The sequence below is a fragment of the Halopiger goleimassiliensis genome (genome assembly GCF_000455345.1).
GTDB lineage: Archaea > Halobacteriota > Halobacteria > Halobacteriales > Natrialbaceae > Halopiger_A > Halopiger_A goleimassiliensis.
Map to the genome: position 1 here is coordinate 649352 of NZ_HG315691.1, position 22716 is coordinate 672067.

Consider the following 22716-nt stretch of genomic DNA (forward strand, 5'->3'; position numbering starts at 1 on the left):
CGAGACGGGTTTAGTCGGACGACTGGCCGTGTCCGGACTGAGCCCCGTGGGAGGACTCCTGTCGGTCGGTCGCGAGCCGTCGCCCGCGTCGGCTGGCCCGTTTGGCCGTTCGATCCGCCAACCGTACGGTGCTCCTGACGAACCGGAGGACGTTTTTCGGCCCTGTCTCCGGACCGGGTGCCCGGTACGAGACGATCAGCGACCACATCGCTGCGACCCCCAGCGAGCCGAGCGCGGAGAAGGTCATTCCCATCGTCGCGTACGTGAGCGCGTAGACCGCGCCGATGGTCATCGAGGGGACGCTCGAGCCGAGCGGTACCTGGGCAGTCGCGTCGCGGATCGTGGGGGCGAGAAAGACGATCGAGAGGGTGCTTCCGGCGAGGAAGACGAGGTCTTGCCACATCATCGAAAGTCCTTACTCGGAGACGAGTAAAAAGTCTCTCGGTGTGGAAAACGGTCCGAAACGCGAATTCTCGCGGGTAAACGACGGTCGCGATCGAACGACGGTAGTGGTCGCCGACTGGTCGTCGGTGAACGAGTATCCGGGGACTCCTCGCTCGAGGGAGCCCGCGGGGACCGGTCACCGGTGTTCCCGCGTCCGTTCGTAGGCGTAGTCGACGGCGTCCTCGATCGATCCGGGGCCGTCGTACCGTGCGGCGAACAGTTCCATGAAGTCCCTCGCGATCCGATCGCAGCGTTCGAACGTCAGGACCGTTCTGATGCGGATCGTCTCCGAGAAGTCGAGTCCGGGATAGGTCGTCGCCGTCAGCGCGTACCCGGGGTGGTCCTCGTCGTCGAGCGAGGCCGGCGCGACCTTCAGTCGGACGTCGCCGGATTCGTGACGATACGTTCGATACTGCATCTCTCGATCCGTGTCGGCGGGGGTGTACGTCCGACACGTCTCGGTACTCCACGCTGGCGGCACGTCCGCATCCATCGACCACTCCTACTTACTACAGTGCTACGTTCGTATCGTATTGTGCAATATTATCGGACGTTGGTGCAGAAATACAACTACTGGGAGGTTTGACGGTCGAAATTGGGTTATATATTGGAAGAACGTTCGGTCCTTCCCGCTCGTTCCGAACGTTTCGAGACGACGGGGGCTGCGGGGCCGCGGTCGAGCGTCAGTCGTCGGTTTCGGATTCGGCCGCGAACACGTTCTCGACGACGGATTCGTCTTCGGCGGGCTCGTTCTCGTCCGCCGGGCTGACGCTACCGGTCCGGTAGCCGTGGAGGTCGAGGGTGACGTGGTCGAAGCCGAGCTGCGAGAGTTCCTCGCGGACGGTCTCGACGAACTCGAGCTTGAGCGCCCGCTCGAGTTCGTCGGCCGAGACCTCGATCCGGGCGAGGCCGTCGTGGTCGCGGACGCGGAACTGGTCGAAGCCCCACTGTCGCAGCAGGGCCTCGGCCCGTTCGATCCGGGTCAGCCGTTCTTCGGTGACCTCCAGTCCCGTCGGGATTCGCGAGGAGAGACAGGCCATCGAGGGCTTGTCGGCCACCGAGAGGCCGTAGCGCTCGGCGATCTCTCGAACCTCCTCCTTGGTGACGTCGTGGGCCAGCAGCGGCGAGTGGACGTCCAGTTCCTCGACGGCCTGCAGGCCGGGGCGGTGGCCGGCACCCGGATCGTCGGCGTTGGTGCCGTCGCAGACCGTCTCGACGCCGAACTCACGGGCGGTCTCGAGCATCTCACCCAGCCGCATCGTCCGGCAGTGGTAGCAGCGGTCGTCGTCGTTTTCGACGAACCGGTCGTCCTCGAGTTCGGAGAAGGCGACGATCTCGTGGCGGATGCCGATCTCGTCGGCCACTCGCTTGGCCTCCTCGAGTTCGGCCTCGGGGAGCGTCTCGCTGCGTGCGGTACAGGCGACGGCGTCCTCGCCGAGCGCGTCGTGTGCGAGCGCGGCGACGACGCTCGAGTCGACCCCGCCGGAGAAGGCCACGAGCACGCCGTCCCGGTCGGCCAGGTCCGCGCGTGCGGCCTCGAGTTTCGCCTCGAGCGATGTCATAGCGCGGGATTGGGCGTCCACGGGCAAAAACGCGTTGCGTTTCTCGAGGGGGCGTCGTCGGGCCAGGGGGTGGCCGATCAGTCCTGCTCGGGTGCGTCGCCCTCGAGGACGTCTTCGACCTTGTGGACGTGGTGGTCGACGGTCTTCCGGAGGACGGTCTCCGCGTCCAGGTCGGAGACGACCCCCTCGGGTCGCCAGCGGTCGGGATCGTGACCGTCGGTTCCGGTCAGTTCGGACTCGGCGAACGACGGGTCGAACGACGCCGACACGTAGTGGGTGACGAGGTGGGCGTACTCCCAGGCGGTCCGTGGCTCGTCGAACCTGACCAGTGGCGTCCGGGTTTCCGCTTCCGTCCCCATCTCGCGGCACAGCGAGACGGTGAAGGCGTTCGCCGCGTCGTACTCCGTTACCCGCCTGGCGTCCTCGCCGTCGACGACCGTCGGTTCGACGAAGACGCCGACGTCGTCCCGCCGGTAGCCCTCCTCGCGGTCGTCCCAGCCGTCACGGGGCGAGACCATCCCGCGAATCTCGCGTCCGACGTCCTATAAATCTAGCTTCGAGCGACTGTATGGTCCCCGGGTATTCGTCCGCGTTGTGGTCCCTCGAGTCCGATGCAGGTTCCGTCAGGACCCGCTCCCCGCGCCCTCGATCAGCGCCTCGAGCGTCTCCAGCGCCTCGTCGGGGACGTCCGCGGCGGCCATCCGCTCGTCGAGCCACCACCGACGCTCGAGGACGACTGCCCCGTCGGTCTCGCGCACGGCTGCGAATCGCGTCCACGGTTCGAACTGGGAGGCGGCCGCCCCGCTATCGGTCGCGCGGAGTCCGCCGTCGCAGGCCTCGTACGACCGCGAGCGCCCGCTCGAGACCCACAGCAGGGCCGTCGCGACGACACACAGCGTCAGGAAGACCGCCGGGAGGCCGACGAACATCCCCACGACGGCACCCACGGCTCCGAGTCCGGCGACGACTGCCCCGACCCGCCGCCGTCGTCGCGCGACGGGATCGGGGGCCGCCGTCCACGCGGCTCGTCGCTCGCCGGCGACTCGAGCGGCGTACGCGCTCATTCCCGCGGTCCAGAGGCCGAAGCCGGCGATCACGAGGCCGAGTAGCCACAGCACCCACGAGAGCGGTACCGCGGGTGCCGACTCGCTCTCGAGGGCGACGGTCGCAACCAGCAACGGCAGGAGCGGGACGTACATCGGAAGCGCGAGGAGTCGTCGACGTCCCAGCGAGACCCACACCGACGGTCGTCCGGAAAGCGCGAGCGCCACGGCGAACCAGCCGAGCAGGCCCCCGACCACCAGCACCGGCCGTGGGAGTCCGACGGCCCAGGCGGCACCGACGGCGAGGAGTCCGCAGTAGACGCCGGCCAGGACGGCCGGGGCGTCGAGCGGTGACGCATCTGACATTTCGGTAACGCGATTTCGAGGAGGCCCGCAAAAGCCTGCCGGTGTGCAGTCAGACGCGGGCCGGACCGTTAAGCCGCCGTTCGTGGTAGTTCCCGCGACTATCATGTCCGTATCCGAACGGCTCGACCGACTCCGACCGAGCGGCGAGCCAGGCGATCGAACCGAGACGGGCGACGACAGATCGCGGCTCGAGCACGCCGCCTACGCCTCCCTCCGCGGAATCCAGGCGGGGTTCGTCGCGACCCTCATCATGACCGCCTTTCGGCTGCCGATCATGCGCTCGCTGCCGCCGTCGGCGAACTTCTGGTCCCAGTACGTCGCCGGCGGCGATCCGGACGATCACCCGCTCGCCGGACTGGTCCTGCACTTCGTCTACGGGATGCAGGCCGGCGCGATATTCGGCGGCCTGTTCGCGCTCCAAGACGCCGAACGGTCCATCGAGCCCGAACAGCGCGGCCTCGTCTGGGGCTCGGTCTACGGGATGGCCCTCTCCGCGTTCGGGTCACAGGTCATGCTGAAGGAACTGCTCGGCATCCGACTCGAGGGCGACGAACTCGCGCTGTTTCACGCTGGCCACCTCGTCTACGGCCTCTCGCTCGGTGCCTGGGTCGGCTCCCGGACCGAGGGCGTCGAGGATCCCGAGGCCGAGTACGAGTACCAGAACGGGAACTGAGGTGACCCTGCCGGCTCGGCTAGCATTCTCCGAACGGGTCTTACCAAAGCTTGGCAGCAGTATTACGCCGTCCCGAGACCGGTCATAACAACCGGTTTATCGTCCCGGTAGTGGACGACACGTATGGAAGTCGGCGTCGTCCTGGGAGTGATCGTGATCGGGTTCGTCCACGGCGTCCTGCCCGACCACGGCTGGCCGATCGCCGCGACCTACGCGCTGAACAAGCGGCGACGCCTGTTCTACGGCTTCCTCGCCGCGGTGATCCTCGGCGTCGGCCACCTGATCAGCAGCGTCGTACTCGTGCTGGCGTACTTCGGGTTCAACACGTTCGCCGCGTTCGCCGAAGGCCCCTGGCTGCGGTACGTCGCCGGGACGATCCTGATCCTGCTCGGCCTCCACGAGTACCGCTACGGCGGCCACGGACACGGAATCGACGAGCACCACGAACACGGGAGCCACCACCACGGCGACGATCACGCGGATCACGACGAGCGAGCGCACGGCCACGATCACGACCGGGTGGACCACGGGCACACTCACGGGCACGACCACGGTGCCCACTCCGAACGCGCTCACGATCACGGCCACGACGGCCTGCTGGCACGGCTTCGCCGTCACCTTCCGGGCGGCGGTGGCCACCAGCACCTGCGCGAAGAACACGCCGAACGCGGGCTGGTGGCCCTGGGGACGACGGCCCTGTTGCTCGGGTTCGCCCACGAGGAACCGATCCAGATCCTCGCGATCTGCGTCGGCACCGACTTTTGCCTCGAGTTGATGCTGATCTACTCGCTTGCGGTCGTCGTCGCCATCGTCGTCCCGACGCTGCTGTTGATCGCGGGGTACGAGCGCTACCGCGGACGCGTCGAGCGACTCACGCCCTACCTGCCGACGATCACCGCCGTCGCGCTCGTCGGGATGGGACTCGCGTTCATCCTGGGACTCGTCTGAAGCGTCCGCCTGCTCGAGGAATCACGGGGCGAATCCCTCGGTTTCACGCGCTCGAGGGGCGGCGATTCGGCGCGAACTCGAGGGGATCACTCGCCCCGGTCGAACGACTCCGAGTCGTCGCCGGCTGTCGAATCCGCGTCTCGCTTTTCGTCCGTTTCCGTTCCGTTCTCGCCAGCGAGCACGACCGGATCCTCGCGGTCGGTCTCGGTGGCGGACTCGAGATCGGTCGACACCTCGAAGGCCGACACGGCCCCGGCGAGCTCCCGCGCCTGCTCCGAGAGCGCCGTCGCCGCGCTCGAGACGTCGCGGATCGACGACGCCTGTTCCTCGGCGGCCGTCGCGGCCGTCTCCGCCTCGGCGGCGGTCTCCTCGCTGATCGCCGTCACGTCGTCGGTCATCGCGACGATCTGTTGGGTCGCGGCCGCCTGCTGCTGGGTCGCCGACGAAATCTCCTGGATGCCGACGTTGGTCTCCGCGGTGAACTCGGAGATCTCCTCGAGCGACCTGATCGCGTCCTCGACCTCGCTGCGGTGTGCCGCGATCCGCGCGTCCGTCTCGCGGACGACGGCGGCGACCTGCTCGGCCTGTTCGTTCACCCGCTCGAGGCGTTCTTCGATGTCGTCTGCGGCCTCTTTGGTGTCCTCGGAGAGCGATTTGACCTCCTCGGCGACGGCGGCGAAGCCCGACCCGGACCCGGAGCCGCTCTCGCGCGCGGCCTCGATGTTCGCGTTCAGCGCGAGCATGTTCGTCTCGTTCGTGATCTTCCGGATGAACGCGAGCAGGTCGTCGATGGCCTCGAGTTCCGCCTCGAGCTGATCGACCTCGTCGACCGCGGCGTCGGCCTCGTCCTCGATGGCGTTCATCCCCTCGATGGCGTTCGAGGCCGACTCGCGGGCGGTCGAACTGGTCTCGGCCGTTCGCTCGGCGAGCGTCGCGACTTCGGAGGCAGTCGTCGCGATCTCCTCGGTCGTCGTCGAGAGGTCGTCGAGCTGGCCGTTGATCGTCGACAGCTGCTCGCTCTGGCGGTCGGCCCCGGCGGCGATCTGCTGGACCGACGACGCCACCTGTTCCGACGCCGAGCGCACCTCGACGACGTCGTCGGCCGTAGCGTCGGCCGCCTCGTCGACCGCCTCGGCGAACGCTCGGGTCGCCGCGACCGTCTCCTCGATGTCGTCGATCATCGCGTTGAACTCGGCCGCGATCGTCGCCATCGCCTCGCTCTCGTCGTCCGGCTCGAGCCGGCGCGTCAGGTCGCCGTCCGCACAGGCCCGCATCGTCTCGCCGTAGGCGTCGGCCGTCTCCTCGAGGTGCCGGGAGAACGCTTCCGACTCGGCGCGGGCCCGCTCGGCTTCCTCGCGGGCTTGTTCGGCCCGTTCGCGCTCCCGCTCGGCTTCGGCGCGAGCCGTTTCGGCCTCCTCGAGGCGGTCGCGCAGCGAGCGGCGCATCCGGTCGATCGAACGGTGGAGATCGCCGAGTTCGTCGCTGCGGTCGGACTCGACCGGTGTCTCGAGATTCCCGTCCTCGATGGCGGCCGCCCGCTCGGAGAGGTGCCGGAGCGAGCCCGCGGTGTTCCGGCCGACGGTCACGCCGAGCAACAGCATGCTGGCGAAGACGACGCCGATCATCGCGAGGATCCGGTTCGAGATGGCCGACTGCAGCGAGTACGCCTCCGACGCCGGCACGCGGCCGGTCAGCGTCCAGTCCTGGTCGTCGGTCTCGAGCGAGGCGTAGCCGACGACGGTGTCGTCGTCGCTCTCGGCGGCGCTCGCGTCGATCGACGTCGTCCCGGTGACGTTCTCGAACGCCGCCGGATCGAGCGCGTCGTCCCCGAGCAACAGCGAGTGGTTGCCGGCGAGAACGACCGTTCCGCCGTCGTCGACCACGACGACGTCGTCGGTGGCGTCGGTGCCGATCATGTATCGCGACAGCGACTCGAGGTCGACGAGGCCGACCACCGCGTGCTCGGAGTCGCCGGGGACCTCGCTGACCACGAGCATCGCGGGCCGGCCGTCGGCCGTCTCGAACGGGTCTGAGAACGTGACCGTGGACGGTTCGTCGATGGCGGTCGCGAGCCGATCGTCGACGGCGTCAGTCAGCCGGCCCTCCTCGAGGATCCCGTCCGTGCCGGCGTCGGCGTCGACCGCCCCGGTTTCGTAGTTCACGTAGTAGGCCCCCGCGAACGACGCCCGGTCCGTCGTGCGGTGTAACGCGTCGGCGACGACGAGGTGATCGTCGTTCCGAAACGCGGTCGACCGGGGGAGCGACTCGAAGTACCGCTCCGTCGAGTCGAACCAGGTATCGAGCCGGTTCGCGTCCTTCTGGGCGTCGGAGACGAGTTGCGATTCGACGTCTGACTGGAGTTCCGCTCCGGCGTGCGCGTAGATGCTCCCGCCGAAGGCCCCCACGAGCACCACGACGACGGCGAGTGCAACGAGAAACCGAAGCGCGTAGCGACGGCGAACGATCGGAACGAACTCCCACGGATTCAACCCCATCGCGTCGAGAATTCGCCAGCCGTCTCATGTATGTTGGTAAGAGGGTTCCGTATCCCTACGTATCGAACCCAATCGGTACGATGGTATGCGTACCCACACTCTCGCCGGTCGTCCGGAGCGCAGTCCGAATCGCTCAAGTACGCGACCGATCTATCCCGTCTCGTGTCGAAGCAGGTCCAGGACGTCGAAACGATCTTCTGTCACGAGACGGGCGGCGACTACCTCGTCGTCGTCCAGCGTGACGGCAAGCGGCTGTTCCGGGCGCGACTCGTCCTCTCGGAGACGTCGGCCGGCCCTCGGCCCGCGAAGTTCCGCCTGAAACAGGGCTCGAGCGAGGAGCCCCGCCAGCCCGACGAGTTCGTCGAACTCGCCCGACGAGCGAAGCGGATCCGCATCTCCGAGCAGACCTCCCCCGAGGCGCGGGCGGAACTGCGGGGGATGCTCGCGGGCTACCAGCTCGAGGACAAAGCGAAGACGGTCCGGACCTGTCGCTACTGCGCCTCCGCGGGTCGGTACTCGCCGATTACGACCGATACCGCGGTCAAAGACGACGAGGACTGGATCTGCAAGGACTGTGCCCGACAGGAACTCGAGCGGCAACTCTCGTACTCGGGTGCCGGCGAGGTGACCGGTGCCGCGAAGGAACGGCTGGAGGAACTGATGCTCGAGGTGCAGGACCTCCAGCGGATCGTCAACCTGCTCAAGGGACGGCTCGATCCCGACCTGACGAAGTTCGATACCATCTCGGCGACGACCGACGAGATCGATCCCGTCCCCGTCGACTCGCTGAACCTGCACCCCGGGTTACAGGGGCTGCTCGAGGACCGTTTCGAGTCGCTGCTGCCGGTCCAGAGCCTCGCGGTGGAGAACGGCCTGTTCGACGGGGACGACCAGATGGTCGTCTCCGCCACGGCGACCGGGAAGACCCTCGTAGGGGAGATGGCTGGCATCAACCGCGTCTTAAACGGCAAGGGGAAGATGCTGTTTCTCGTGCCCCTCGTCGCGCTGGCCAACCAGAAGTACGAGGACTTCCAGGACGAGTACGGCCACCTCGTGGACGTCTCGATCCGCGTCGGCGCGAGCCGCATCAACGACGACGGCAACCGGTTCGACCCCAACGCCGACGTCATCGTCGGCACCTACGAGGGGATCGATCACGCCCTGCGGACCGGCAAGGAGATGGGCGACATCGGGACCGTCGTCATCGACGAGGTCCACACGCTGAAAGAGGAGGAGCGCGGCCACCGCCTCGACGGCCTGATCTCGCGGCTCAAGTACACCTGTGAACAACGCGCGAAGCGCCGGGAGGACTACCAGGGTGCGCAGTGGATCTACCTCTCGGCGACCGTCGGCAACCCCGAGCACCTGGCCGAGGCCCTCGAGTCGACACTCATCGAGTTCGAGGAACGGCCGGTGCCGATCGAACGCCACGTCACGTTCGCCGACGGCCGCGAAAAGATGCGCATCGAGAACAAACTCGTCAAACGCGAGTTCGACACCGAGTCCTCGAAGGGCTATCGCGGCCAGACGATCATCTTCACCAACTCACGGCGACGCTGTCACGAGATTTCCCGAAAGCTCGAGTACTCCTCCGCACCCTATCACGCCGGCCTCGACTACAAGCGCCGGAAGAACGTCGAGCGCCAGTTCGGCAACCAGGATCTGGCGGCCGTCGTGACGACCGCGGCGCTGGCCGCCGGGGTCGACTTCCCGGCTTCGCAGGTCGTCTTCGACTCGCTGGCGATGGGCATCGAGTGGCTCTCCGTCCAGGAGTTCCACCAGATGCTCGGCCGCGCGGGTCGACCCGACTACCACGACAAGGGGACGGTGTACGTCCTCGTCGAACCCGACTGCGCCTACCACAACTCGATGGAGGCCACCGAGGACGAAGTCGCCTTCAAACTGCTCAAGGGCGAGATGGAGTCGGTGATGACTCACTACGACGAGTCGGCGGCCGTCGAGGAGACCCTGGCGAACGTCACCGTCGGCGGCAAGGCCGCGAAGGCGCTCAACGACCGCATGATCGGCGACGTTCCCACGAAACACGCCGTCGGCAAACTGCTCGAGTACGAGTTCATCGACGGCTTCGAACCCACGCCGCTGGGTCGCGTGGTGACGGAACACTTCCTCGACCCCGGCGAGGCCTTTACCCTCCTGGACGGCATCCGGAAGGACGCCCACCCCTACGACCTCGTCGCGGACATCGAACTTCGGGACGCCGACCTGTAATCGGCGTCGGTGCCTGTATCGGCACTCGAGCACGGGGTTTCGGAACTCGAGACGGTCACCGAGGGACGGCGACCCACACCGGCAAAACAGTTATCGGGGTGTCATTTGAATTGAGGGGCCGGATGACACGTATCGACCACGTCTACCAGCTTCCGGTAACGCTCGAACCCGAGGACCAAGACATCGTCCTGCACCCGGCGGCGGTGGAAACCGATCGAGGGCTGCTCCTGCTCGATGCCGGCTGTCCGGGGATCGCCGACCAGCTCGAGGAGCACCTGACGGAGGCGGGCTTCGACTGGGACGACGTCTGGGGCGTCGTGCTCACGCATCAAGACGTCGACCACGCCGGCGGGCTGGCTGCGGTGATAGACCGCGCCGACCCCGTCGTCTTCGCCCATCCCGATTGTGCGCCGTACGTCGACGGTCGCAAGCATCCGGTGAAGATCGACGACGATCAGGAACGCTACCCGGCCGCGCCGGTCCACGTGGAGATTCCCGAGGGGACGACCTTCGAGACCGCCGCCGGGCCGATGGACGTGTTCTTCACCCCTGGTCACGCGCCCGGACACGTCTCGCTGTACTTCGAGGACGCGGACTTCCTCGTGTCCGGCGATGCGCTCCACGCCCCCGAGGGGGACCTCGACGGCCCCCGCTGGCCGCGCGACGAGCAGCGGGCCGTCGAGTCGATCGAGGCCCTGTCGACGCTCGAGTTCGAGCGCACCCTGTGTTACCACGGCGGATTCGTCCAGCAGGGGACGACCGCCCTCGATCGGATTTGTCGGGAGAACGCGGCCGACTAGGCGACAGTTACGGGACGAACCCGACGCCGAACATCGACAGGAGCAACACCAGCACCGCCCCCGGAACGCCGCCGAGCGCGACGATGGCGATGGCGACCGGCGTGACGGCGATCGAGAGGTTGAACAACGCCTGGACGACGAACAACACCAGCAAGCCGACCGCGGCGTTGACGATGAAGGGCCTGACCGTCTGGATGAGCGTGGAGGCACCCAGGACGGCGACGAGCACGAGGACCAACAGCAGGATCTCGAGTCCTGTAACCATAGCCGACCCTACCTCGAGGGAGAACAAAACCGTTCGGACCGGAACGAAACCCTTTATGAGATCCGCCCCGAAGGTCGGGTACGGGATCGTGGGTTAGCTTGGTATACTTCGGGCCTTGGGTGCCCGTGACCGCGGTTCAAATCCGCGCGATCCCATATTGCTGCTGCGAACAATCCGTGAGCAGCAGCAATTGGAAAGAGCGCGGATTTGAATGAGACCGAGGTTCTGCGAACGGCGTGAGCAGGTTCTCGGCCGTAGTTCAAATCCGCGCGATCCCTTTCTCCTCGTGTTCGCCTCCGGGAGCGACGACTCCGTGCTCGCGACTGATCCGTAGCGGCCTCTCCCCTCGAGTTCACTGACGATCGGTCGTACCCGAACGACTCGAGAACCGATCCGTTCGAGGACTTCTTGGGCCGATCCGCGACCGACCGGCACAGCAACGTATCAGGACACAAGACTTATACTGACACCGTGGCCACGATGTACCGACCCGCCCTCCAGAACCGCGGCATCGGTGCCCGTGCGGATCGATGCGTCGTCAATCGGTCGCCGTCGCCGCGGGGACCCCGACAGCCATGGCCACCGATCAGCGACGGAACCCCGACTGGCTCGCCGAAATGCCACAGCGACTGTGGACCCACCTCGAGCCGGTTCGCCGCGGCGTTCGCGCCCGCCTCGAGGTCGACACGCGCGCCCTGGCGGCGATGCGGATCGCGCTCGGGACGATCATCCTCGCGGATCTGCTCCACCGCGCGGGTTCGCTCGAGACGTACTACACGGACGCCGGCGCGTACCCGCTGGCGGCCTACGAGGCGACGTACTCCCGGTTTACCGGCCTCTCGATCCACGCCTGGTCGGGCGAGCTGTGGTTCCAGCAACTCCTGTTCGTCGTCGCCGGCGCGTTCGCGGTCGCGTTGATCCTCGGCTATCGCACGCGCATCGTCGGGGCGATCTCGTTCGTATTGCTGTTTTCGCTGCACGCCCGCAACCCCGCGATGCTCAACGGCGCGGACCGACTGCTTCGCGTCGTCCTGTTCGTCGCGCTGTTGACGCCGCTCGGGGAGCGGTGGTCGGTCGACGCGCTCCGCCGGGGTACCGCCCGCACGACCGTCGTCGGGACCGTTACCGCCGCCGTCCTCCTCCAGCCAGTCGTCGTCTTCACCCAGAACGCGGTCCTGAAACACCAGGGCGAGACCTGGTACAGCGGCGAGGCGCTGGGGATCGCACTGACCGACGACGAGATGACGATCCTGCTGGGGAATCACCTGGCGGAGTACCCGATGCTCCTCGAGGCGCTCACCTGGGGCTGGGTGATCCTCCTCTCGGGATCGGTGGTGTTCCTGCTCGGAACGCGTGGCTGGTTGCGCGCGCTGGCCGTCGGGGCTTATCTCGGGGCGTTCGCGGGGATGGCCCTCTCGATGTCCGTGGGGCTGTTCCCGTTCGTGCTCGCCGCCTCGCTGTTGCCGTTCATCCAGCGGCCGTTCTGGGACGCCCTCGAGCGAGTCGCCCCGAATCGGCTGACCCAGTGGCGACCGAAGCGGTCGTGGCTGGGGCCACTCGAGCGGCCGCCGCTCGAGCACCGCGTGCTCGCCTCGCTCCGGGAACGCGGCTACGAGTCGCTCGCGTCGTTCGTGCCGACCTACGGCCGCTCGTTGTTGACGGTCGCCGGCGTCCTCGTCGTCGCCTGGATGTTGCTGTTCGGCGCGGCCCACGCCTCGGAGTACGACGTGCCGGACGCGATGGACTCTCCCCACCTGGACGAACAGCGGTGGGGGCTGTACGCACCCGATCCCAGCGACTCCTACGGCTGGTTCGTGTTCGAGGCCGAACTGACGAACGGCGCGAGCGTCGACGCCTTCGACGGCGGCGAACTCACGTTCGATCGACCGCCCGACGCCGCCCAGGAGTACGAGAGTTTCCGCGAGCGGAAGTTCCTCGAGTCCGTCCGGGACTCCGGTACGGGCGACGAAACCGGTATCATCGCCCGAAGCTACGGCGAGTGGGCCTGCGAGCAGGCGGCCGAAACGCACGACGCGGCCGTCGAGGAGATCACGGTCCACCGGTTCGTCCAGCAACAGCCGATCGACGGCGAGTCCGAGGCGGAACCCAACTCCTACGTCCCGCTCGAGTGGTCCTGCTGAGGGACTCGAACTGTTCTAGATCGAATCCGCGAGCCAGGCGGACTAGCGCGGTTCGACGACGCGTCCGTCCCGCGGGCCGTCGACTCCTGAACCTGCCCGACTGCGAGCGTCTTCGGCCCGCTATTTTATAAGCGAAGGCGTGTAAACCTCCGTCGTGGCCACGTGATCGACGACGGCTGTCGTGCAAACGGCGGCCGGATACAGGGATACAGGATACGGCGTGTTCGTTCCCGCCGGTCGGCGGGGACGATCGTCGAACGGTCGGTTCGACGTGGCCCGGACCGATCCGTTCAGTTCTGGCAGTCTGTGTACGTTGTCCGCGATCAGTTTCGCCGTGCTTTGCGACCATTTATACCCGATGGCTCCCGTAGAAGGGTGCAATGGCGCAAGCGGGTAACGCTGAACTCGTCGACTCGTTCGAGCAGTTCTTCCGCAACTACTACGACAACGAGATCAAACAGCTCGCCCAGCGGTACCCGAACGAACAGCGCTCACTGAGCGTCGACTGGCAGGACCTCTATCGCTACGATCCCGACCTCGCGGACGACTTCCTGAACCAGCCCGAGCAACTGCAACAGTACGCCGAGGAAGCGCTCCGGCTGTACGACCTCCCGATCGACGTCAGCCTCGGACAGGCCCACGTCCGGGTCTACAACCTCCCCGATACCGACTCCCCGGAGATCCGTGAGATCCGCGCCCGCGACATGAACACGCTGGTCCAGGTCCGGGGCATCGTCCGCAAGGCCACCGACGTCCGCCCGAAGATCGAGGAGGCCGCCTTCGAGTGTCAACTCTGTGGCACGCTCACCCGCGTTCCCCAGTCCAGCGGCGACTTCCAGGAACCCCACGAGTGCCAGGGCTGTGAACGACAGGGTCCCTTCCGCGTGAACTTCGACCAGTCGGAGTTCGTCGACTCCCAGAAACTGCGCATCCAGGAGAGCCCCGAAGGACTGCGGGGCGGCGAGACGCCCCAGTCGCTGGACGTCCACGTCGAGGACGACATTACTGGCGAGGTGACGCCGGGCGACCACGTCTCCGCGACGGGCGTGTTGCGACTCGAGCAGCAGGGCGACGGCCAGGACAAATCGCCGGTCTTCGACTTCTACATGGAGGGGATGTCCGTCCAGATCGAGGAAGAGGAGTTCGAGGACATGGACATCACCGACGAGGACAAACAACAGATCGTCGAGATCTCGAATCAGGACGACGTCTACGAGCGGATGGTCGCCTCCATCGCGCCCTCGATCTACGGCTACGAGCAGGAGAAGCTCGCGATGATCCTCCAGCTGTTCTCGGGCGTGACGAAGCAACTCCCCGACGGGTCGCGCATCCGCGGCGACCTGCACATGCTCCTGATCGGGGACCCGGGTACCGGAAAGAGTCAGATGCTAGGGTATATTCAAAATATTGCACCTAGGTCGGTATATACCTCCGGTAAGGGCTCGTCGTCGGCGGGCCTCACTGCTGCGGCTGTGAGGGATGATTTCGGTGATGGACAGCAGTGGACGCTCGAAGCCGGTGCTTTAGTTCTCGCGGATCAGGGTATCGCTGCGGTCGACGAACTCGACAAGATGCGGTGTGTCACTGGGAACACATTAGTCCATACCGGTAATGGAATCATACCAATTCGTGAGCTCGCACACAGCGCGATACGAGATGGTTCGGTCGAAGAACTCGAAAACGGACGAACGATTCGAGACGTCGATATGGAAGTCTGGACGATGGCCGAAGACGGAACCATCGTCAAGCGTGACGTTCAAGCGATTCACGAGTATGATTCCCCCGACGAACTCCACGAGGTCACGTTAGAGAGCGGAGAACAGTTAACGACGACAGCCGACCATCCATTCTTCGTCTTGGACGGCGGAAAGCGGGACGAACGCCAAGCACAGGAACTGCACGAAGGCGACTGGGTATTCGTTCCCAAGAACATCCCATCAGAAGTGACGGATGGTGGAGTCAGCGTAATGCCCTCGTACGATACAGAACCAGAACCCCGACAGTTGACCCCTTCACACGGGGCAATTTTGGGATACATCGCCGGTGATGGGAACGTCTTCTACGAACGCGACGAGGGCTGCTACGGGTTCCGCTTTACGAACAAAGAAGAAGAATTGTTGGCCGACTTTGAAAGGGCATGTGTCGACGCGTTCGATACACAACCGGTTCGCCATCCGAGCGAACAACGAGACGACGGCGTTGGAACGGTCCGCGTACACGGGAAAGAGTATGTCGATGAACTTCTCGAGTCTGGGACGAATCTCGAGAACTACGACGGAAAACGGCTTCCGGAGGAAGTGACTGATGCATCCCGAAAAACGAAGGCTGCATTCGTTCGTGCTCTCGCAGATTCGGAGGGGACTGTCGGCGAGCGCGCGGTTAGAATCTCTTCTTCGAGCTACGAGTTGCTGCTCGGGACGAAAATGTTATTACTCGAGTTCGGGATCTCGAGTCAGATACAAACACGAACTCGGAATGAAGGGCGCGATCTGTACGTGCTCGCGATTACGTCCGATCACTCGCTCGAAGCGTTCAAGCGACACATCAGATTCACTCTCGACCGGAAACAGCGTTCGTTAGAACGCGCCTGTGAACGGACGACGGGAACCAGGACCATCGTAGATGTACTCCCAGAATGTGGTGGGTTGCTCGAACAAGCTCGTGGAGCGCTCCGTCTACACCAATCCGAGTGCGGTCTCGAGAGTGATGCAACGTACTGCAACCTCGAAAACGAGGATGCAAACGCGTCACTTCGTCTTTCCAAAACGATCCTCGAACGGTTCGAGGATCGAAAAGCAGAGGCAAGTGAACATCACGACGAACTTGCAACAGAGGCGTCCTGGGACCGTCTCTCCGAACTCCGTGAACGGTACCACATCTCGCAACGGGAAGTAGCCGCAGAGATGTCGATTTCCCAGCAGCAACTCTCGGCTTGCTGGGGAGGCGATGCCGACCTCCGAGAACGGGTTCGCCACCGACTTCGCGAAATCCTCGAGACACCGGCATCGGTCGATCTCAGCCCACTTCGAGAACTGATCGAGAGCGACGTGAAGTGGCGGCGGGTAGAAACTGTTCGACAAATCGATTCGCGAGATCACAACGACACTCGAGTTCGGGTTCTCGAACAACGCCTCGCCGATGAAATCGGTACAGGAAACGTCGATTCGGTTCGAAAACAGGCACGTTCCCTGCTCGAAGATGACGAACCAGCCGAAACGTGGGATGAACTCCGGGGTCGGCTCGAGGCATACGGCATCTCGTTCCAGCAGATTGCTTCGGAGATGGATGTCGCAGCATCGACCGTCTCGCGATGGTTCTCCGGAGCTGTCGACGTCGAAAACTTCGATACCGTTCGATCCGTCTGCGAGAAATTACTCGACGAGAAACGCCGTCGAATCTCGAACCTTCTCGAGATGATCGAACGGCGAAACCAGCCCCGAGTGTATGACCTAACGGTTGAGGGGACCCACAACTTCATCGCCAACGGCATGGTCGTTCACAACTCCGAGGACCGCTCCGCCATGCACGAGGCCTTAGAGCAGCAGAAAATCTCGGTCTCCAAAGCGGGCATCAACGCCACCCTGAAGTCCCGCTGCTCGCTGCTGGGGGCGGCCAACCCCAAGTACGGCCGGTTCGACCAGTACGAACCCATCGGCGAGCAGATCGACTTAGAGCCCGCCCTCATCTCGCGGTTCGACCTCATCTTCACGGTCACCGACCAGCCCGACGAGGAGAAGGACAAGAACCTCGCCGAGCACATCCTTACGACCAACTACGCGGGGGAGCTGACCACACAGCGCGAGCAGATGACCTCCCTCGAGGTCGAACAGGGCGAGATCGAGGAGATGACCGAACAGGTCGATCCCGAGATCGACGCCGAACTCCTGCGGAAGTACATCGCCTACGCGAAGCAGAACTGCCACCCGCGGATGACCGAGGAGGCCCGGGAGACGATTCGGGACTTCTACGTCGATCTTCGGTCCCGAGGGACCGACGAGGACGCCGCCGTTCCGGTCACTGCACGAAAGCTCGAGGCGCTGGTTCGACTCGCCGAGGCCAGCGCCCGCGTTCGGCTCTCGGACACGGTGGAGCAACGCGACGCCGAGCGATCCGTCGAGATCGTCCGGTCCTGCCTGCAGGACATCGGGGTCGATCCCGAGACCGGCGAGTTCGACGCCGACATCGTCGAGGCCGGCACCTCCAAATCCCAGCGCGACCGAATCAAGAACCTCAAGGGCCTCATTCAGGACATCGAGGAGGAGTACGACGACGGCGCGCCGGTCGACATCGTCTTGGAGCGGGCCGAAGAGGTCGGCATGGACCAGTCCAAGGCCGAACACGAGATCGACAAACTCAAGCAGAAAGGCGAGGTCTACGAGCCGAGTACCGACCACCTGCGGACGACGTAACGAGTCGACGAGCGTGTTGACCGGCAACACACCCCCGCTATTACCCCGTTCCCGATCGTGAGTGGTTCTCGGATTCGATTCGGCGGGTGTCTCGCTCGGTTGCAGTACGACCCGGTCGTAGAGCGCGGATAGCGGCGTTCTCACTCGCTCGGAGCGCCGTCAGGACGTCGACCCGCTGGTCTCGAGTTCGCGCAGCGTGGTGACCGTCGAGCGGATCGTCACCGGGGCGACGTCTGCGATCTCGGCCGCCGCTGCCTGCGTGACCGTCGGCCACTCTTCGCGTTCGCCGGCGGCGTAGTAGAGACAGGCCGCGGCGACGCCGCTCGGGTTGTGGCCGCCGATCGAGTTCGTCTCGTGGAGGCGCTCGACGTGTTCGCGGGCGCGGCGTTCGACGTCGGGGCCGACCTCGAGGTTCGAGGCGTACCGGGGCAGGTACTGGCCGGGGTCGATCGGTCCCGTCGGCAGCCCGAGTTCCCGATTCAGGGCGTCGTAGGCCGCCTTGAGTTCGTTCTCGTCGGCCCGGGCCACGTGCGTGATCTCCCCGATGGTTCGTGGGTTCGAACTCGTGCGACAGGTCGCGTACACGGTGGCGGCGGCGAACCCCTCGATCGAGCGCCCCGGGAGGAGGTCCTCCGACTGGGCGGAGTCGAACAGGGCACACGCCCGTTCGGCCAGCGACTCGGGAAGTGACAGCGCCGTCGTGATGCGCCCGATTTCCGTGAACCCGTACACTTGGTTGCTCTCGGCTTTCGAGGCGATACGGCTCCGGTTGTGTTCGCGGCGGAGTCTCGCGATCCGTCGACGCTTCCGTCCGGTCATTCGGACGTCGTAGTTCGCGTTGGAGTCGGTCCCGTACCCGATCTCGGTCGAGAGTCCTCGATCGTGTCGGGACCGCGTCAGCGGCGCGCCGGTCCGCCGACGGTCGGTGTCGCCCTCGTCGTCGAACGATCGCCACTCGGGTCCGTGATCGATCTCGGTTTCGCCTGCAACGAGCCCACACTCCTCACAGACCGTTTCGGTTCCTTCCTGGCGAAGGTTGCCGTTGCATTCGGGACAGATTGCGGACGAGCCCTTCTCTGCCATTGGTAATTACTTCTCGATTGTCTCTTCACTCGCTATTGTATTTAAACTGTTGGAAAAGTAACTAATGTGTAGCGTCGGTCTCCGCTGGATTTCGGAGTGATCGACCCGCGATTTCACCATCGGATCCGATAGTTGGTGGGCCGTTTTATCCCCCCACTCGACGTACGACTGCGGCGAGACCCGCTCGATGACTCGATCCCGTTCCGATCCGTATCGGTGGCGATTTCGCGGCGGATCGTCGCCGACTGCGCCCCACCCCGCGTCGATGACGTGGCGACACGGACTGTTCGTCCACTGGCCGGTCGATGCTGACGCGCTCGCGTCACGCGTCCCGCCGGAACTGACGCTCGAGACGCGCGAGGGTAGGGCGTGGGTGAGCGTGGTGCCGTTCGTCCTCGTGGACGTCGGCATTCGGGGGTCGCCGTCGTTCACCCGACTGGCGGTCCCCGAACTTAACGTCCGGACCTACGTCCGGTATCGGGGCGATCCCGGCCTCTATTTCTTCAGTATCGACCTCGGACGCCGCCTGTTCGCGACGATGATCGCACGCGCGACGCGACTGCCCGTTTCCCCTGCCAGCATTCGGGTCAGCGCGCTCGAGGATCACGTCGCCTTCTCGTGCGACCGGCCGCTACAGCCGTTCTCCCGATCCGCGGACGACGAACGCCGATCGGGGGCCGGTCCGCAGGCCCGGTTCGAGGCGACCTACGAACCTGTCGGCGAGACGTTCCGGCCCGACCCGGACTCGCTCGCTCACTGGCTGGTCGAGCGGCGACGCTTCTACGCGCCCGGAGACGGCCACGTCCTGGCGGGCGAGATCGCTCACGAACCGTGGCCGCTCCAGCCGGCCGACGTGACGATCTACGAAAACACCATGCTCGAGGTCAACGGGCTGCCGTCACCGGTGGACGATCCGGTCGTCCACTATTGCAGCGAGTTGCCGATGACGGGGTCGATACCGCGTCGCGTCTGAGCCCCACCAGGGGGACGATTCGGCTACGCGTCGCCCACGCCGACGAGGTCGAACGCGTACCCGTCGTCGTTCTCGCGGGCCCGGTCGTAGACCACGTGGGCCGCGGCGACGTCCTGGATCGCCAGTCCCGTCGAGTCGAAGACCGTGATGCCGGTGTCGTCGGTCCGTCCGGAGAGGCTGCCGACGACGAGTTCGCCGATCTCGCCGTAGATGTCCTCGTCGGTGAGCCGTCCCTCGTGGTAGGGGACGTTGATCTCGCCGGAGTGGGTACACTGGTCGTGGTCGTCGATGACGATCGTCGCCGCCTCGAGCAGGGCGTCCGTCAGTTCGTGTTTGCCTTTCGCGTCGGCACCGATGGCGTTGACGTGCGTGTGGTCGGCGACGTCGTCGCGGCCGACGATCGGCTCTCTGACCGGCGTCACCGTCGAGAGCACGTCGCAGTGGCCGGCCTCCGAGATGGACCCGCCGCGGACGTCGAACTCGTCGTCGTAGGCGTCGACGAACGCCTCGAGGCGTTCGTCGTCCTGATCGGCGACGACGACCTCCTCGATCGGGCGGACCTCGCTGATCGCCTCGAGTTGGGTGTACGACTGGACGCCGGCCCCGACCAGTCCCATCGAGGTGGCGTCCTCGACCGCGAGGTAGTCGGTCGCCACCGCGGCCGCCGCCCCGGTTCGTTTCATCGTCAGCGTCGTCCCGTCCATGATCGCGAGCGGGAAGGCGGTCTCGGGATCGGAGTAGATCATCGTCCCGAGGACGGTCGGCAGGTCGTACTCGGCGGGGTTATCGGGGTGGACGTTGACCCACTTTAGCCCCGCGGCGTCCCACTCGCCCGTATCGAGGTAGGCGGGCATCGAGCGGAAGTCCCCGTTGTACTGGGGCAACTCGATGTAGGATTTGACCGGCATCTGGGTGTCTCCGCGTTCGAACGCGCCGAAGGCCTCCTCGACGGCGTCGATGACGTCCGCGAGAACGGCGTACTCGTCGACGTCCTCGTCGTCCAGAAGAAGCGTGTGCATGCTGGCGAATATTGCGGGAAGCTACTTAATTGGTCCTGAATCGCGACGCTGTACGGACGACTCCCTGTCGCTGTTCGACTCGCTCGAGCGGGAGTCGGACTACCGAGTCAACCGCTGGAATCCTTCTCGAGGTACGCACTCGAGAGCGGATGGTGTGGAGAACGGACGAGGTGGTGCGTGGAGACGGGAGCGCGGGTGGGACGAAGCGTGGAGCTACGACGAATCCGAAACGGGAGATACAGAAGCTGGGCCGACTCGAGGGAAACGACGGCTCGAGCGGTGATAGGCGAAGCCTCCTCTTGCAGTTGTAGGCCGTTCGACGGGCCTTTCGTCGGCGAGTGAGCGGTTCGGAGAACCCGAACGACGCCGTTCACCGCGAGCGCCGTTTGGCGCTCGCGGGCCGACGACCGATGTGAGCGGAGAGCGCGACGGAGTCGCGCTCGAGCGAACGGAGGGAGGAGGCTTTTATACTAAATTTTGCCGAGGGCCGCCCGTGGCGGCCCGCAGAGCAAAATTTAGTTCTGGCTCGCGGGTCGCGTTCGCTCCCCGCTCGTCTCACGAGGTTCTCACTCGCTTCGCTCGTTCCGAACCTCGCCTACATCATGCCGCCCATGCCGCCGCCCATGCCGCCCATGCCGCCGCCCATACCGCCGCCGGCGGGCATGTCCTCGTCATCGTCGTCGTCCTCGACGGCGAGGTCGCCGGCGGCGATGACGTCGTCGATGCGCAGCAGCATGACGGCGGCTTCGGTGGCGGACTCGATGGCCTGGGTCTTCACGCGGAGGGGCTCGTAGACGCCCTCTTCGCCCATGTCGATGGTGTCGCCGGTGAAGGCGTCCAGGCCGGCGGCCTCGTTGCCGCCGTCGTGGTCGGCACGAAGCTCCACGAGGGAGTCGATGGGATCCAGCCCCGCGTTCTCGGCCAGCGTGCGCGGGATGACCTCGAGGGCGTCGGCGAACGCCTCGACGGCGAGCTGCTCGCGGCCGCCGACGGAGTCGGCGTAGTCACGGAGCGCGAGCGAGAGTTCGACCTCGGGCGCGCCGCCGCCGGCGACGACCTTGCCGTCCTCGATGGTCGTCCGCACGACACCGAGGGAGTCCTCGATGGCGCGGTCGACCTCGTCGATGACGTGTTCGGTGCCGCCCCGCAGGATGAGGGTGACGGACTTGGCCTCGTCGACGTCCTCGACGAAGATGCGCTGGTCGCCGGCGATCTCCTTCTGGGCGACGGAGCCGGCGAAGCCCAGATCGTCCTCGGTCAGGTCCTCGACGCTCGTGACGGGCGTGGCACCGGTCGCGCGGGCCAGCTGGGTCTGGTCGCTGGATTTGACGCGGCGGACGGCGATGATGCCCTCCTGGGCGAGGTAGTGCTGGGCCATGTCGTCGATGCCGCCGTCGACGAAGACGACGTCGGCACCGGCCTCGGCGATGCCCTCGGCCATCTCCTTGAGCTGTTGTTCTTCCTGCTCGAGGAACTGCTCGAGCTGCTCGGGGTCGGTGACGTTGACCTCGGCGTCGATCTCGGTCTCCTTGATCTCGAGGTCGCCGTCGATGATCGCGACCGAGGCGTCCTCGGCGAAGTAGGGCATGTTCTCGGAGACGCGCTCCTTGTCGACGATGACGCCCTCGACGAGCTCGGAGTTCTCGATGGAGCCGCCGACGACCTTCTCGACGCTGATGTTGTCCGTGTCGACGCCGTCCTCGTCGGCAACGGCCTGGACGGCTTCGACGACGAGGTCGGCGAGCAGGTCGCGGGCGCTCTCGGCACCCTTGCCGGTCATCGCCGTGGCGGCGATCTGGTGGAGGATCTCGTCGTCGTCGGCGTCGACGTCGATGGCGATCTCCTCGAGCGCCTCGGTGGCTTCCTCGGCGGCCTCGCGGTACCCCTGTGCGAGGGTGGTCGCGTGGATGTCCTGCTCGAGGAGCTCCTCGGCCTGGCTGAGGAGTTCACCGGCGACGACGACGGCGGAGGTGGTGCCGTCGCCGACCTCGTCCTCCTGAGTCTCGGCGACTTCGACGATCATGTCGGCCGCCGGGTGGTCGATGTCCATCTCCGACAGCAGGGTGACGCCGTCGTTCGTGACGACGACGTTGCCCGTCGAGTCGACGAGCATCTTGTCCATGCCCTTCGGCCCGAGGGTCGTCCGTACCGACTCGGCGACGGCTTTCCCGGCCTGAATGTTCATCGACTGGGCGTCCTTACCGGAGGTTCGCTGGCTGTCCTCCGAGAGAACGATAAGGGGCTGGTTGCCCATCTGCTGTTGTGC

At 65.6% G+C, this 22716-nt stretch carries 17 protein-coding genes and 1 tRNA gene; 8 read left to right on the forward strand and 10 right to left on the reverse strand.

What is annotated here, in order from left to right:
- Positions 1-10 precede the first annotated feature (10 nt).
- The 5 genes from TX79_RS17840 to TX79_RS17860 form a co-directional block, all read right to left on the reverse strand.
- The gene (locus TX79_RS17840) at positions 11-403 is read right to left on the reverse strand and encodes a hypothetical protein (protein WP_049928999.1); all 393 of its coding nucleotides are present in this window, start codon (positions 401-403) and stop codon (positions 11-13) included.
- A gap of 177 nt (positions 404-580) precedes the next feature.
- Complete coding sequence (locus TX79_RS17845; RefSeq protein WP_049929000.1) at positions 581-937, reverse strand: hypothetical protein; 357 nt, start codon at positions 935-937, stop codon at positions 581-583.
- 190 nt (positions 938-1127) lie between these two features.
- Positions 1128-2006, reverse strand: coding sequence for an ATP-dependent sacrificial sulfur transferase LarE (gene larE, locus TX79_RS17850; RefSeq protein WP_049929001.1), 879 nt, complete (start codon positions 2004-2006; stop codon positions 1128-1130).
- Between the two features lie 77 nt (positions 2007-2083).
- Positions 2084-2524, reverse strand: a complete 441-nt coding sequence (locus TX79_RS17855; protein WP_049929002.1) for a hypothetical protein — start codon at positions 2522-2524, stop codon at positions 2084-2086.
- 105 nt (positions 2525-2629) lie between these two features.
- On the reverse strand, positions 2630-3415 hold the full coding sequence (locus TX79_RS17860; protein WP_049929003.1) for a hypothetical protein: 786 nt from the start codon (positions 3413-3415) through the stop codon (positions 2630-2632).
- Positions 3416-3518: 103 nt separating this feature from the next.
- Here TX79_RS17860 and TX79_RS17865 point away from each other — a divergent pair, with 103 nt between their 5' ends.
- Both TX79_RS17865 and TX79_RS17870 read left to right on the forward strand, forming a co-directional pair.
- Complete coding sequence (locus TX79_RS17865) at positions 3519-4088, forward strand: DUF6789 family protein (RefSeq protein WP_049929004.1); 570 nt, start codon at positions 3519-3521, stop codon at positions 4086-4088.
- 123 nt (positions 4089-4211) lie between these two features.
- Entirely contained in the window at positions 4212-5036 is an 825-nt protein-coding gene (locus tag TX79_RS17870; RefSeq protein WP_049929005.1) for a hypothetical protein, read from the forward strand.
- An 86-nt stretch (positions 5037-5122) separates the two neighbouring features.
- Here the strand turns inward: TX79_RS17870 and TX79_RS17875 are convergent, their stop codons facing one another.
- Complete coding sequence (locus TX79_RS17875; protein WP_049929006.1) at positions 5123-7531, reverse strand: methyl-accepting chemotaxis protein; 2409 nt, start codon at positions 7529-7531, stop codon at positions 5123-5125.
- A 162-nt stretch (positions 7532-7693) separates the two neighbouring features.
- Between TX79_RS17875 and TX79_RS17880 the strand changes: the two genes are divergently transcribed.
- Together TX79_RS17880 and TX79_RS17885 are read left to right on the forward strand one after the other, a co-directional pair.
- Entirely contained in the window at positions 7694-9760 is a 2067-nt protein-coding gene (locus TX79_RS17880) for a DEAD/DEAH box helicase (protein WP_049929007.1), read from the forward strand.
- A gap of 122 nt (positions 9761-9882) precedes the next feature.
- On the forward strand, positions 9883-10560 hold the full coding sequence (locus TX79_RS17885) for an MBL fold metallo-hydrolase (RefSeq protein WP_049929008.1): 678 nt from the start codon (positions 9883-9885) through the stop codon (positions 10558-10560).
- Between the two features lie 7 nt (positions 10561-10567).
- Here the strand turns inward: TX79_RS17885 and TX79_RS17890 are convergent, their stop codons facing one another.
- Positions 10568-10825 (reverse strand): pro-sigmaK processing inhibitor BofA family protein, encoded by a 258-nt coding sequence (locus tag TX79_RS17890; protein WP_049929265.1) that lies wholly within the window; start codon positions 10823-10825, stop codon positions 10568-10570.
- An 82-nt stretch (positions 10826-10907) separates the two neighbouring features.
- On the opposite strand from TX79_RS17890, the gene TX79_RS17895 reads away from it, so the two are divergent.
- The 3 genes from TX79_RS17895 (at position 10908) to TX79_RS17905 (ending at position 17375) form a co-directional block, all read left to right on the forward strand.
- Positions 10908-10980 (forward strand) — tRNA-Pro (locus TX79_RS17895).
- Positions 10981-11355: 375 nt separating this feature from the next.
- Positions 11356-12966, forward strand: coding sequence for an HTTM domain-containing protein (locus TX79_RS17900; protein WP_230198615.1), 1611 nt, complete (start codon positions 11356-11358; stop codon positions 12964-12966).
- A 380-nt stretch (positions 12967-13346) separates the two neighbouring features.
- Positions 13347-17375 (forward strand): LAGLIDADG family homing endonuclease, encoded by a 4029-nt coding sequence (locus TX79_RS17905; RefSeq protein ID WP_049929010.1) that lies wholly within the window; start codon positions 13347-13349, stop codon positions 17373-17375.
- Between the two features lie 159 nt (positions 17376-17534).
- Here TX79_RS17905 and TX79_RS17910 read toward each other — a convergent pair whose 3' ends face one another.
- The gene (locus TX79_RS17910) at positions 17535-18458 is read right to left on the reverse strand and encodes a transcription initiation factor IIB (RefSeq protein WP_049929011.1); all 924 of its coding nucleotides are present in this window, start codon (positions 18456-18458) and stop codon (positions 17535-17537) included.
- A 187-nt stretch (positions 18459-18645) separates the two neighbouring features.
- Here TX79_RS17910 and TX79_RS17915 point away from each other — a divergent pair, with 187 nt between their 5' ends.
- Positions 18646-19431: a YqjF family protein gene (locus TX79_RS17915; protein WP_049929012.1), complete on the forward strand. Its 786-nt coding sequence runs from the start codon at positions 18646-18648 to the stop codon at positions 19429-19431.
- A gap of 23 nt (positions 19432-19454) precedes the next feature.
- Here the strand turns inward: TX79_RS17915 and TX79_RS17920 are convergent, their stop codons facing one another.
- Together TX79_RS17920 and thsA are read right to left on the reverse strand one after the other, a co-directional pair.
- Positions 19455-20450, reverse strand: a complete 996-nt coding sequence (locus TX79_RS17920) for an ornithine cyclodeaminase family protein (protein WP_049929013.1) — start codon at positions 20448-20450, stop codon at positions 19455-19457.
- Between the two features lie 595 nt (positions 20451-21045).
- Positions 21046-22704, reverse strand: a complete 1659-nt coding sequence (gene thsA / locus TX79_RS17925; protein WP_049929014.1) for a thermosome subunit alpha — start codon at positions 22702-22704, stop codon at positions 21046-21048.
- Positions 22705-22716 lie beyond the last annotated feature (12 nt).

Excerpts from the sequence above, each read along its gene's own strand:
- thsA (WP_049929014.1), bottom strand. The coding sequence starts at position 22,704 with ATGGGCAACCAGCCCCTTATCGTTCTCTCGGAGGACAGCCAGCGAACC.
- TX79_RS17910 (WP_049929011.1), bottom strand. The coding sequence starts at position 18,458 with ATGGCAGAGAAGGGCTCGTCCGCAATCTGTCCCGAATGCAACGGCAAC.
- TX79_RS17890 (WP_049929265.1), bottom strand. The coding sequence starts at position 10,825 with ATGGTTACAGGACTCGAGATCCTGCTGTTGGTCCTCGTGCTCGTCGCC.
- TX79_RS17855 (WP_049929002.1), bottom strand. The coding sequence starts at position 2,524 with ATGGTCTCGCCCCGTGACGGCTGGGACGACCGCGAGGAGGGCTACCGG.
- TX79_RS17860 (WP_049929003.1), bottom strand. The coding sequence starts at position 3,415 with ATGTCAGATGCGTCACCGCTCGACGCCCCGGCCGTCCTGGCCGGCGTC.
- TX79_RS17840 (WP_049928999.1), bottom strand. The coding sequence starts at position 403 with ATGTGGCAAGACCTCGTCTTCCTCGCCGGAAGCACCCTCTCGATCGTC.
- TX79_RS17905 (WP_049929010.1), top strand. The coding sequence starts at position 13,347 with ATGGCGCAAGCGGGTAACGCTGAACTCGTCGACTCGTTCGAGCAGTTC.
- TX79_RS17865 (WP_049929004.1), top strand. The coding sequence starts at position 3,519 with ATGTCCGTATCCGAACGGCTCGACCGACTCCGACCGAGCGGCGAGCCA.
- TX79_RS17845 (WP_049929000.1), bottom strand. The coding sequence starts at position 937 with ATGGATGCGGACGTGCCGCCAGCGTGGAGTACCGAGACGTGTCGGACG.
- TX79_RS17920 (WP_049929013.1), bottom strand. The coding sequence starts at position 20,450 with ATGCACACGCTTCTTCTGGACGACGAGGACGTCGACGAGTACGCCGTT.
- TX79_RS17885 (WP_049929008.1), top strand. The coding sequence starts at position 9,883 with ATGACACGTATCGACCACGTCTACCAGCTTCCGGTAACGCTCGAACCC.
- larE (WP_049929001.1), bottom strand. The coding sequence starts at position 2,006 with ATGACATCGCTCGAGGCGAAACTCGAGGCCGCACGCGCGGACCTGGCC.
- TX79_RS17915 (WP_049929012.1), top strand. The coding sequence starts at position 18,646 with ATGACTCGATCCCGTTCCGATCCGTATCGGTGGCGATTTCGCGGCGGA.
- TX79_RS17900 (WP_230198615.1), top strand. The coding sequence starts at position 11,356 with ATGCGTCGTCAATCGGTCGCCGTCGCCGCGGGGACCCCGACAGCCATG.
- TX79_RS17870 (WP_049929005.1), top strand. The coding sequence starts at position 4,212 with ATGGAAGTCGGCGTCGTCCTGGGAGTGATCGTGATCGGGTTCGTCCAC.
- TX79_RS17875 (WP_049929006.1), bottom strand. The coding sequence starts at position 7,531 with ATGGGGTTGAATCCGTGGGAGTTCGTTCCGATCGTTCGCCGTCGCTAC.